This window comes from Myroides sp. N17-2, assembly GCF_002286775.1.
GTDB lineage: Bacteria > Bacteroidota > Bacteroidia > Flavobacteriales > Flavobacteriaceae > Flavobacterium.
The window spans coordinates 50551-63591 of the sequence record NZ_NSGJ01000019.1; the positions used below are offsets into that span (position 1 = coordinate 50551).

7 protein-coding genes are annotated in these 13041 nt (G+C 31.6%); 6 read left to right on the forward strand and 1 reads right to left on the reverse strand.

Annotated elements, in window-relative coordinates:
- Positions 1–83: 83 nt before the first annotated feature.
- Positions 84–527, reverse strand: a complete 444-nt coding sequence (locus CF599_RS09680; RefSeq protein WP_121965833.1) for a DUF4268 domain-containing protein — start codon at positions 525–527, stop codon at positions 84–86.
- Between the two features lie 51 nt (positions 528–578).
- Between CF599_RS09680 and CF599_RS09685 the strand changes: the two genes are divergently transcribed.
- From CF599_RS09685 to CF599_RS09710, 6 genes are all read left to right on the forward strand, one after another.
- Complete coding sequence (locus CF599_RS09685; protein ID WP_121965834.1) at positions 579–1220, forward strand: CoA pyrophosphatase; 642 nt, start codon at positions 579–581, stop codon at positions 1218–1220.
- A 158-nt stretch (positions 1221–1378) separates the two neighbouring features.
- Positions 1379–2206, forward strand: coding sequence for a 1-acyl-sn-glycerol-3-phosphate acyltransferase (locus CF599_RS09690; protein ID WP_121965835.1), 828 nt, complete (start codon positions 1379–1381; stop codon positions 2204–2206).
- A gap of 172 nt (positions 2207–2378) precedes the next feature.
- Entirely contained in the window at positions 2379–4742 is a 2364-nt protein-coding gene (locus CF599_RS09695) for a hypothetical protein (protein WP_121965836.1), read from the forward strand.
- An 815-nt stretch (positions 4743–5557) separates the two neighbouring features.
- The gene (locus CF599_RS09700; protein WP_121965837.1) at positions 5558–6511 is read left to right on the forward strand and encodes a helix-turn-helix domain-containing protein; all 954 of its coding nucleotides are present in this window, start codon (positions 5558–5560) and stop codon (positions 6509–6511) included.
- A 9-nt stretch (positions 6512–6520) separates the two neighbouring features.
- On the forward strand, positions 6521–7660 hold the full coding sequence (locus tag CF599_RS09705) for a helix-turn-helix transcriptional regulator (protein ID WP_254050274.1): 1140 nt from the start codon (positions 6521–6523) through the stop codon (positions 7658–7660).
- 935 nt (positions 7661–8595) lie between these two features.
- On the forward strand, positions 8596–13041 hold the full coding sequence (locus tag CF599_RS09710) for a hypothetical protein (RefSeq protein ID WP_121965838.1): 4446 nt from the start codon (positions 8596–8598) through the stop codon (positions 13039–13041).

A 13041-nucleotide genomic window follows, 5' to 3' on the forward strand; every position in this document is an offset into this window, starting at 1 on the left:
GTAGTAACACAAAAGATAAATAGTAATATGAGAACTTTAGTAAGGCGCATTTAGATATAAAACTTAGACTTATAACGATAAAATTACGTGTTTATTTCTAAATCTCTAATATAATCTTCATGTTCATAGAAAAACAGTTCGAATAGTCCCATTTTTTCATTGAAAAAATCATAGATTTCATTCCAAGTCTTTCTGTTATTAATACATACATTAGGTTGTTCTATCCAGATACGGCTTATAAGTTTACCGTTTTCTAAGTAGAAACTTCTTTCAAATATTGCATCTGGTAAGTATTCTTCCAATAAGATTGTTCTTAAAGACTCTATTTTTTCGAAGTATATTTTTCTCTTTTCTTCGTCTTTGTGTTCAATATCTAAAAGGACTTGCGCTTTTTTATTATCTGCATAGAATTTAAAAGCAAAGTCTTTAATCTTAGTGTTGTGTAATAACCATTTACGAGGATATTCATCTGCAAAAGTAATCCAGAACTCTTTTTTTATTTGTTGTGCTTCTTCTTTGCTATACATAGATAATAAAGTTGTATTTTTATTAGTTGAAAATTATACTTGTGCAAAAATATGACTTTTGATTCTCTTTTACATAAAATACCTGAAATTAAAAGTGTTAATCTATTAGGAATGGAGGCTCAGCAGTTAATGGTACCTGCAGAAAGACGGCCTTATCTACTAGTAGAAGACTTTGTGGATAGAAATCCAAGATATTCCGCTGTAATGATGTTGTTATATCCTAAAGGTAATGATACTTCATTATTATTGATTGAACGAAGTAATGGAGGGGGAGTACACGCGGGACAAGTGGGATTTCCAGGAGGAAAATATGAACAAGAGGATCAAACCTTAGAAGTAACTGCTCTTAGAGAAACAGGTGAAGAAGTAGGAATAGATGCAGAGGAGATAGAGGTATTAAAAGCTTTTACTCAAGTGTATATCCCTCCTAGTAATTTTATTGTTCAACCTTATCTAGGGATTATGGATAGTACTCCTAATTTGTATTTGAGCGAGCATGAAGTGGCTAGTGTTATTGAGATGCCACTTAGTACGTTATTAGATGATAATATCGTAAAAGAGGTGGGTTTACAGACTAGTTATGCTAATTATATCAATGTACCTGCTTATGTGTTTAATGATTTTACTATTTGGGGGGCAACAGCGATGATGTTAAGTGAATTAAAAGAGACATTGAAAGAAGTTTTTAAATAGAATAGAAAAGAATTTTTTCTTACATATGTCATAAATACAGTGAATTAGTGTGTTGTTTAGCACTTTTTAGGATTTATAAATATGACTTATGTAAATTAATTAACAAACAAGTATGTCAAATGTTGTAATTTTGCAGTTCGCATTAATGATAATGAACTATGGGATTGTTTAAAAGAAATCCATTTGGCCATATTCTTTTTTTAAAGACTTGGATAATAAGGGTGTTTGGTTTTGCAACACACCAACGCTTTCGTGGATTTAATAATCTACAAATAGAAGGTTCTGAAGTTTTAAGAAACCTTCCAGATAAACATGTTTTATTTATTTCGAATCACCAAACCTACTTTGCTGATGTGGTAGCAATGTATCACGTGTTTAACGCAAGTCTAAAAGGGCGTGATGATTCTATTCGAAATATTTTCTATATATGGAAACCAAAACTAAATATATATTATGTAGCTGCTGCTGAGACGATGAAGTCTGGTTGGTTACCTCGTATTTTATCCTATGTAGGAGCGGTGACTGTAGATAGAACGTGGAGAAGTCAAGGGAAAGAATTAGATGAAAAGAGAGAGGTAAATCAAGATCAAGTTGAGAATATTAAGATTGCTTTAGATGATGGATGGGTAATTACTTTTCCTCAAGGAACAACGAAATCGTTTAAACCAATTCGAAAAGGGACAGCTCATATTATTAAAAACTATAAGCCTATCGTAGTTCCTATTGTTATCGACGGTTTTAGACGTTCTTTTGATAAAAAGGGATTACACCTTAAGAAGAAGGGAATTCTTCAGTCTATGGTTATTAAAGAACCTTTAGATATAGACTATGAGAATGATACAATAGAACAGATTGTAGAGAAAGTAGAGATGGCTATAGAACAGCATCCATCTTTCTTAAAAGTAGTTCCTCAGGAGTTTATAGAAGAACAGACTGAACTGAATGCAAAAAGAACATATTCATATTATAAAAAAGACGAACGATAGTTCGTCTTTTTTTATTTTCACTTATCAGATAATGTAAGTCTAGTTTTTATTTGTGTGATATATGATGTCTTAGGAGTATTAGGTTATGCTATAATTTGATTTGACTTTTTTGTCAGATGTGTATTTGTAGTATCTTTATCGTTTATTTATTCAAAAAAAGGAATAGAGCTTTATGGCGCAAGTACAAGATAAACGAATTGACGAAATAAAAGAGTTATATGATCAACTAGTTACAGGAGATAAGTTGTCAAATGTAAATGAGGAAGAGAAAGTAGATATATATAATAAGAATCAAGATCTGTCAGAACAAATATTATCAATTATAGAAGAAATGTTAAGAGAAGAACCTCTTAATAAAGATGCTCTATTCTGGAAAATACGAATCTATAATGGTCCTCATTATGAAGACGTATCAGTGATGATGTCTACAGCTGAAGAAATAATAGAGAAGTTAGCAGATGATAAAAAGTCAGTGTTTAGTGCCTTTGATTGGTTAGCATGGATTTATGAGACTAAGCTTGAACTAAAAGAAAAAGCAATAGAGATATTACACGATAAGTTAATCGAAATATCTCTACTTAAAGAAGAGTTTAGTTTAAAAGATCGAGAGTTCGGAGAGACTTACTATATGATAGCTTACTTATATCGTGAGTTAGAAAATTACAGTACAGCTATTTCATTTTATAAACTTGCTTTCGAACATTACCCGGATCATTACTATGCTACTTTTCAAGGTGGGAATTTGCTATTAGAGCGTGGAGAATATGAGGATGCTTATCTGCTGTTAAACTCGTTCTATATTTTCCACGGTAATGAGTACAGCGTTAATTATGCTAAGGATATAGAGAAGTTATATAAGGAAGGAAAGCTTGAAGGGAAATGGGATTTAATCTCTTTAATGTATCACGTAGGGATAGATTATCCAGAAGAGTTTGGAGCTAAGAGTACACGTGAATACGGAATGAAGTTTATCAATGTTATAGATAGTGAATTGCAGTCGAATCCTGATAACTTAGCCGTATTGCGTATGAAAATACGTTATTATCTAGTAGTAGAGAAGAATTCTAAGAAGGCATTTGAGACTTTACAGAAGTATTATTCTATCGTAAAGACTATTAATAGTTCAATGTTCTTTACCTACTATGAATTAGCAGATAAATATAAAGTAGAATTAGAAGATTACCCAATCGAATGTGATGGATTCTATGGTTATAATTTGCTTACTCGCTTTTTAGAACGTGCAGGTGAATTAAAAGGAGATGACAATGAGAAGGCATTGGAGCATTATGAGTATGCAAGACGCATAGGAGATATAGTACTTGCTCAGCAAGAAGCTTATTTTGAAAGAGGAGAAGGAAGTAAGGTAAGTAATAATGCCTATGGCTATGCTATGTTGTGTAACAATCTAGGAATAGTTATTCGCAATATTATCACGTTAACAGAAGGAGATTATAAAAGCGATGAGGGAAGATTAGCGATGTCATTACATAAAAGAGGATATGAACTATCACCATTTGTCGAAAACTTAGAGAATGGATTACATATAGCAGAGCTGGTAGAGGACTTTGATGAGAAACTGTATTTCGCCAAGGAATTATTGACTTATCATGAGGAATTTGGAAAAGAATGGATGTCTACACACGGGAGTATATTAAAGAGCTGGATAGCAGTTGATAATTACCATGAGAGTGAGACCTATTATTATGATCTTAAAAAACGCTTTGAGAGTAGAGAGATAGAGGATGAGGATATTGTATCAGAGATGATTTACCTAGCAGCTGACTTTTTTACCTACATTAGATACAAACGCAATGAGTTTGAAAAGACAATAGAGAAGACAGAGGAATTCTTTAGCAATCCTATGTATTTTGATCTAGTAGAAGAGGTGGCTAAAGTTAATTACTGGTTTAGTTTAGCTTGGTCACATCATGGATTAAATAATCGAGATGAGGCTAATAAATACTTTGACTTAATAGTGAATACTTATGATGGGAATGCTCGTTATCAAAGTACCGTAGACGAGATACCACAAGAATATAGATTACCACAAGAGGAAAGAGAAGCATATCAACGTATGCTTACTCTAGTGAATAAGGAAAACACAACTATTAAAGAATATTCGTTAATTGGTGATTCTTCTAATATCCTTTATTTAGATAAGATAGTTGATTTTGTAATAGGAGGAGCTGACTTTAGTGTAGAAGGATGGATATCGGATAACTGTCACTTAAAAGTAAGCCCTAGGGGTCTTAGAGAGGAAGCTAAAGAGGTAATATATGATACTTCGTTAGACTTCTATTTTAAAGAGGAGAATTATACGATTCGATTTAATATTGATGAGAGGGAAGAAAAGATTAGTAGGTTTATGGGATTGATGTCTAAGAAAGTTTGGGCAAAAGAGATGTACACCTATTATTACTTTTATGGAGAAGGAGATGAGACTTCTAATAATTATGAAGTATTTGGAGGTAATAGACCCGATCTAGATAAAGTAGCCCAAAAGCTTTGGAACGAATGGGTATCTAAGTTAAATTGATGTATCAAACGGTATTTTATTAAAAATGAAACAAGTATAATATAACCGAAGACAACAGTAATGTAGTCTTCGGTTTTTTTGTTTCAGATATTTAATTGCGATGGTATAAAGTATAATGCATTGATAATTAAAGCTGTATATGTTATAGCTGTGTAATTGTGTTATTTATTTTTTTTATCAATATATGTTTGGTATAGTTTATGATATTAAGGTAAAAAGCTTTTATAGTTTAATTTTTTAGTATTTATAAAGAGTTTGAATACGTTGCGTTTTGTGGATTATTTATTTATATAACGTGATTGTATGTGACTTTTTACATGTCTTGTTGTCTTATTTACATGTTTTCTATAAATAGAATACAGTAAGTAGATACAACAGCGAAACTACTTAATTTAGAATAAAAATGATATATATCATTTATAGGGCATAGAGATTAGAATTGACTATTATTCGTGATTTGCGACAATAATATTGATAATCAATACAAAATAAGGGTAATTTTGTTTGTTATTTTCTCTGTACTATATCTATTGATGAATAAAGTTTAATGATAAGGAGGTTAATGTTTGGTTTTTGTTAATCATTTTAAGTTTATCAGTATGATTTTCATAAATCTGATGTTACCTTGTTAAATAATGTATTTAAATAAGAAATAAGTAATAAATTTGCACTGCTTTAGAGAAAAATAGGAATATGCGAATATTCTTATTTATGTCCCCACTGATCTAGGCATTAGCTACATATTAGTATATGTGGTCTATAGTCTTATGTATAGTGGACTGCTTTCTTAAGTAATGTCATAACACCACCTATGCATGAAAATATTGAGTAATCCTTATAACGCAAGTAACGATAGAGCTATCTTTGAGAGGGTAGTTATTCTTGCTATTATTCTTATTGCGTTACAGTTTATATCTGAATTTTTTACAACAGTTATTACAACAGGTTATTTCATTCTTCCTATAATTTACGTTCTTGTTAAATATGACCGCACGAAGGTTAATGTTTTAAAGAAAAGTATACTTCATTTGGTAGTCACATTAGGTATTTCACTTTTTGCTTTTAGTAAGCATGAGATTTTATACGAAAGTTTAAACCTTGTTTATCTTGTGAGTTATGTATTGGCTATTTATAGAAATTTAAAAAATCCTATAGCTAATACTGTAGGGTTTGAGATTTATAATTTCATTGGTTTATACTGTTTTTATATTATTGCCGGGAGTGGAGCTTGTTTTTTCTATTTAGTACTCGATTTACTTGGTGATAATTATGAAGTATCTAGTAAGTTCTTATTAGGAGGGTTTGATTTTTTTGCAATCGTATTTTCTTCATTGACTTTAATTATAAGTCGTAAAAACGGAAGACAAGCTAAAGCGATAGAACAAAATAAAAGAGAGAGTAAAGGTGTAAGTGGAGTAGTAGAGTCTTTGTCTATTTCTACTGAACAATGTGAGACTATTATTAAATACTTTGAAAAGTCAGAAGCTTATTTAGAAACTAGTTTTTCTTTAGAACAACTGGCAAATGATTTAAATCTAAGTAAGCAACAAGTTTCTGAGGTTATTAATCAAGATATGAATAGCAGTTTCTATCAGTTGCTTGCTATGTATAGAATCGATCATGCAAAAGTATTAATAGAGGAAAATAAGAACCTAACCATTGAGGCAATAGTCGATGAATGTGGATTTAGTAGTAAATCTACGTTTAATAAATATTTTAAATATTACGTTGGGCAAACGCCATCTGTATATAGAAGTGAATTAGTGTAAAAGAACAGTATGGAGAATTATTTATATATACTTATTCTATCTGCAGCTATTACATTAACTAGTATTTCATATTTCATCAATAGCCGATTAGTTAGCAAACGTAAATCACAAAAGATATTAGACATCTTTTTGCTATTTTTTATAGTGCATTGTATTTGTGCTGTAATAGTAAGGTTTTGTTTTGAAGATGATGTGTTTATTTATTTAGGAATGCCTTTTGGGTTATTATACGCTCCTTTTTTTTACTGTAGTTTCAGAGCATTACAGATAGAGTTAAAAGAAGGATACGATAAAGAAACAGACACTACTAATGTTTTTAAAATGTGTTATTTACATTTTATACCAGGAGTTGTTTTTTTTATAGGATATTTTATCTCTTTATTTTACTATGAAATATTAGATGTGGAATTCTTGATTACCTATTATCTAGTTACGTATGTAGCTTTAGGAGTGCAGTTAATTCTTTATTCTGTTTTCGGATATTTAGCTATCAGTAATCTTAATGTAGCTAAACATATTAGATTATTGGTATTGCGTGTGATATGGATAATGATTTTTGTAGGAATTGTTTCAATAGGTTTAATTATCTATAATGCTATTCCTAATAATGATGGTAATGTTCTTTATTTAGGTGTATTATGTCTAGCGATGACATTATTCTTTTATTATTTAGATAGATTGAAGTATGATGAGGTTTTAATAAGTCAGGCTGGAGTGATTAAGCAAGAAGTAGTAGTCGCTACAGAAATTGAGACTGTGAAGTATGAGAAATCAAAGATAGCGACTGAGTTTACAAGCGAGTATAAAGCTAAAGTGGAGAAGGTTATATTACAAGATCAATTGTATTTAAAGCCAACTTGCTCATTAGAGAATGTAGAGAAATTGACTAAAATCCAAAAGCATCACCTTTCTCAATTCTTTTCATCAGAATATGGTAAGCATTTTAATGCTTATATCAATGAATTGAGAGTTGAGTTTGCAAAGAAGATATTAATTGAGCGAAATTATAATGTTTCAATTAGTGAATTGGGAGAAGAGTGTGGTTTTAATTCGAGGACTTCTTTTTTTAGAGCATTTAAAAAATATGTAGGAGTTTCTCCTTCAGAATATATAGAGAATCAACAAGGTCAGAACGACAAACAACAATAATTACCCTGATTTTACATAGCCAATGTAGAATCCAACTTATCAAAAGTCACAACATCTCGCCCATGTATGTGACTTTTTGTTTTTTATAGAATCTCTTAAAAATAATCAGAACGACAAACAACAATAATTACCCTGATTTTACATAGCCAGTGTAGAATCCAACTAATCAAAAGTCACAACATCTCGCCCATGTATGTGACTTTTTTTGTTTCTATATCCCATTTATTTTTAAGGTATGACATAAAAGGATAATTATAATATCTAACAATAATTACATTTCTAAAGGATATAATGTATTGCTTATTTATCTTCTTTTTTGTGGTGAATAGTTTTATTTCTTGTGTTTTTGAAGAAGAAAGGATATGTGGATTTACCGTTTTTGTTTGTATTGTAGACTAAGTTTGGTGCAGTTTATAATGTAGGTTTTTTTATGTTTCAAATTAGAAGTTAAAGGTATTTATGGAATAAAAAAGGATTATTTGTTACTATTTATATTTTTTAAATCTAGGTGTAATAATATGAAACGTATTTACTGTTTATTTGAATCAACCGTTCGTTTCTTTTGTTGTATGTGTTTGTTATATAGTTGTTTGTGTTTTATTGGCTAATTGTTTCATTTTATTGGAAAGTATGACTTACTAATAATTTGAAACATTTTATCCCTTATTTTGATGGAGTTTTGCTTCAAATATATACGCTACACGTGTACCATAATATCGGGAGGTGTGCGTTGAGGAAAATGAAGTTTATAAATCAGGTGTTGAATGAGAGAGGACTTAATCGAAGGTAGCAATGTTACTTTGTTTATTAAGCGCCTTCAGAGTTTAACACTACATAAAAAAGCTTGTTTGGTTTAGGTTGGATATTGATATAAAATTATTTCAGCAACACTTTCTAAACAGCAATTATCAATTTAAGATATAATTATTATCGTTATGAAAAAAAGACTACTATCAGTTGCTTTCTTAATGGGAGCTATGGCAGCTAATGCACAAGTAGGTATTGGTACCGCTACTCCAAACAAATCGGCAGAGCTATTAATTGAAGCAAAAAATAGAGGTTTATTAATACCTAACGTAGCTTTAACTAATACTACAGATAAAGTTACGATTACTAATGGTAACGTAGAAAGTTTATTAGTTTATGCAACTACACCACAGGGAGATATTACTCCGGGTTATTACTACTGGGATGGGGCAAAATGGGCACGTTTAACTGCTGATAAAGATATTCCTCAGTTAGTAAGCAATAATATTTTAAACTCATTAAAGTTAGATGGAAATAAATTAACAAGTACTGTTAATGGTAAAGTTTCTGCTGTAGAGTTAACTGAGAATAGTGTAGTTTCTTCTAAAGGTATTACTGGTACAGGAATCGTTGTTGAGGGTGGTGCTAACGCTACTTTAAAGGATGTGAAATTATCTATTGCTGATGGAGCGATTACTCCAGAGAAAATGGCAGCAGGTAAACCAGGTACTGTATTAGTAACTGATAAAGATGGTAGTGTTAAATGGGTAAAAGAGGATGCTGCTATTATCAAGGATATGGTAAAAGCAAATGAGACAATTACTACATTAAAAGATAATGGTAATGGTACGTTTACTTACTATAATGAAAGTGATTATGGAAAAGATGGTCAGTTAAAACCTGGGGCTACAGGAACTCCATTTGATGCAAATACATTAAATGTTACTTCTGCTGATGGTGTTTACACTTTTACTGATAAGTCAGGAAAAGAATTAGCGAAGATAGATACGAATGCTAAAGCTTCAGGATATGATAATGGTACTTTTGGATTAACATCTAAAGATGTACAAGGAGCCATCGATGAATTAGTTGGTAAGATCAATAAAGTAGCAGGTACTAAAGGAACATTGAGTTCTACTGATATCGTTGTTACTGATGGTAAAGATGCTATCTTAAAAGATGTGACTTTAGCTATTGCAGCTGGTGCAGTTACTGAAGATAAGATTGGTCAAGGTGCAGTTACAGAAGATAAAATCAAAGCAGGTAAAGATGGTCAAGTCTTAGTAACTGTTAAGGATCTTACTACAGGTGAGACTTCAACTAAATGGATTGATAAGAAAGATGCTACATCTAATAAATTAGAAGCTAAAGGAGATAAATTAGTTTCTACAGTGAATGGTCAACCAGCTGAATTAAAATTAGAAGGTGATGTAATACTTAAAGATGGTAAAACAGAAGTTTCTAAGTTACAAGGAAATGATTTAGCAACTGCTAATGTAGCTGAAGGAGAAGTATTATCATTCGAAGGAGGTAAATGGATTAATAAAGTGCCTACTGTTAATACTGATAATGTAACGAATGGTAAAGCATTAACTTCTACAGATAAAACGATTGAGATAAAAGGAAGTAATGCTACAGCTTTATTAAAAGATGTTCAAATAGATGTAGCTAACGGAGCTATCACAGCTGATAAATTAGCTAAAGATGCTGTTACATCTGATAAAATTAAAGATGGTGCAGTATCAACTGGTAAAATAGAGGCAGGTAAAGACGGTCAAGTATTAGTAACTGTTACTGAGAATGGTAAAGAAGTTACTAAATGGATGCCTGCTAATGATTTAGGAAATACAGTTACTGCAGGTAACGGATTAACTAAAACAGGAAATGAAATAAAATTAGGTGGTAAATTAACAGAGAAAACTACTTTAACAACAACTCCAGGAAAAGAGCTTGCAATTAAAGGTTTAGAAGATGTTAAGACTAACCCATCTACTAATAATATCGTATTAACTGATCCTATAACTGGAGAGTTAAAACAAACTTCTGCTAAAAACTTATTAGAAGACACGATCGCTAAAGGTGGTTCTACTGACGAGTTAAAAGCAAAAACATTAAAAGGTGAAGGAATTACTGTAACCGCAGGTACTACAGTAGGTACTTCATTAGAAGTAGTAAATGCTTTATTAAAAGATGTAATCTTAGGTATAGCTGATGGTGCTATTACAACAGATAAGATTGCAGATGGAGCAGTTACTCCAGGGAAATTGTTACCAGGTAGAGAAGGTCAAGTATTAGTAACTGAAGGAGGTACTACTAAATGGGTAGATAAGGATGCAATTGTTACAACAAATGTATTTACTTCTATTGGTAATGATATGACATCTAATGTTAATGGTGAGAGTACAACAGTTGATATTATTAACTCTGTATCAAATGCTTTAGATAAAGATAATAAATTAGTTACAACAGTTAACGGTAAAGCAGGAGAAGGAATTGATTTAACTCCAGCTATTCAAGCAGGACAAAAAACAACTACTGTAACTAAAGGATCTGATAAAGTAACTGTTGTAGAAACAATTACTGATAAAAATACTGAATATAAAGTTGATGTAGTAGAAGCTAATATCAAATTAGAAAACTTAGGTGGTCAATTACCAGCTGATAAATTAAAACCAGGTACTGAAGGTCAAGTATTAGTAACAGTTACTGAGAAAGATGCTAACGGAAATGACGTTATCGGTGCTGATGGAAAACCAGTATCTGAAACTAAATGGGTTGATAAGATAGACGCTACTACTAATGACTTAAAGTTAGAGAATGGTAAATTAGTTTCTACAGTTAATGGTCAACCTGCTACTTTAGACTTGACTAATCAAGTAACTAAAGAGATGTTAAAACCAGGTTCTGTAACTAAAGAAAAAATTGCAGCTGATGTTGCTGGTAATGGTTTAGGGAAAAATGCTGATGGTTCTTTAGAAGTAAATGCTGGTAATGGTATTACAATAGTAGATGATAAAGTTACTGTTAATGCAGGTACAGGTTTATCATTTGGAACAGATGGAAAATTGAATGTTGATTTCCCAACTGCAACTGCTAATAAGGCAGGTGTTGTTAAACCAGGTAAAGGTTTAGAGGTTGCTACTGATGGTACATTAACAGTTAACTATGAGACTGCTAAAACTGAATTAGCGCAAGGGAAAGTTAGTTCTACTACAATCCTTGTAAATAATGGTGTAGAAAGTCTAAACTCTACATTTAATAATGTTGCTTTAGAAATTAAAGGAGGAGATAAAGACGGTCAAGTATTAACATCTGACAAAGATGGTAAGGTAACTTGGACTACACCTGAGAAAGTAGTTCTAGATGGTGATGTAACTGGTGAACCAAGAAAAACTACAGTTAGTGCTATTCAAGGTACTCCAGTTAAAGCAGATGGTACTAAAACTGATGGTCAAGCTTTAGTGTTTGATGGAAGTAAATGGGTTCCAGGTACTCCTAATGTAACAGTAGATAAAATTACTGATGCTAAAGACCTTACTACAGACGGAATCATCGTAGTTGAAGGAGCAACTCCTACAGAAGCTAAAGGTTCTTTATTAGCTGCTGCTAAACTTTCTATTAAAGAAGGTGGAATTACAGCTAAAGAATTAGCTAACAATGCTGTTACTCCTGAAAAAGTACAAGGTGGTAAAGATGGAGAAGTTCTTACAACAACAGGTACTGGTGATACTGCTAAAGTAGAATGGAAAAAACCAGTGGTTGATGCAAGTGCAGTAACAAATGGTCAAGCATTAACGACAGACGGAATTATCTTAGTAAATACAGTAGCTAAATTAGAGAAATCAGTTTTATTAGATGCTAAGTTATCTATTGCTAATAATGCAATTACAGCGGATAAATTAAAAGCTGGAGATACAAACCAAATATTGACAACTGTAGATAATGCAGGTACAAAAACAGTTGAGTGGAAAACTCCTGTAGTTGATATTACGAAGAAAGGAGACCTAACATCTAAAACTAATTTATTAACTGTAGATAAAGGAGCTGGAGTAGTACTTCAAAATGTTTCTTTAACAGTGAATCAAGGAAACTTTGAGTTAAACCAAATAGGAGGTTCTTTAAATGTAAATCAAATTACAGCAGGTAACAACAACCAAGTATTGACAACAGTTGATAATGGTGGTATTAAAACAGTGGTTTGGAAAGATAAAGAAAAACCTACAACTGTAACAGGAAGTAACACGGAAACAGGTGATGTAGAGGTAATTCCAGGTACAGGTGATAAAGCAAATGAGTTTACAGTTAATGTAAAATCTGCAATGCCTAAAGTATTCTATATGCCTCCAGTAGTATTTGATACTTCTAATAAAAATGAAGGAAAAGTACAAACGAGAAATTTACATGATGAATATATGGCTCAGTTTGCTAATGTAAAGGATGAGTTAAGAAGTGTTGGTGCTCCAGTAAGCATTCCGAATACTGCAACAGCTACAGATTTACATTACTATGTGACATACCACGATAATACGGTTGTAGAAATCGTGTCTATTAGCAATGATGGAAAATTGAAATATAAAGTAATCGGAGATTCTACTCCAGCTACTTTCATGACAATCGTATTCGTTGTAAAATAA

Coding starts and splice junctions, on each gene's coding strand:
- CF599_RS09680 (WP_121965833.1), bottom strand. CDS start 527: ATGTATAGCAAAGAAGAAGCACAACAAATAAAAAAAGAGTTCTGGATT.
- CF599_RS09685 (WP_121965834.1), top strand. CDS start 579: ATGACTTTTGATTCTCTTTTACATAAAATACCTGAAATTAAAAGTGTT.
- CF599_RS09690 (WP_121965835.1), top strand. CDS start 1,379: ATGGGATTGTTTAAAAGAAATCCATTTGGCCATATTCTTTTTTTAAAG.
- CF599_RS09695 (WP_121965836.1), top strand. CDS start 2,379: ATGGCGCAAGTACAAGATAAACGAATTGACGAAATAAAAGAGTTATAT.
- CF599_RS09700 (WP_121965837.1), top strand. CDS start 5,558: ATGAAAATATTGAGTAATCCTTATAACGCAAGTAACGATAGAGCTATC.
- CF599_RS09705 (WP_254050274.1), top strand. CDS start 6,521: ATGGAGAATTATTTATATATACTTATTCTATCTGCAGCTATTACATTA.
- CF599_RS09710 (WP_121965838.1), top strand. CDS start 8,596: ATGAAAAAAAGACTACTATCAGTTGCTTTCTTAATGGGAGCTATGGCA.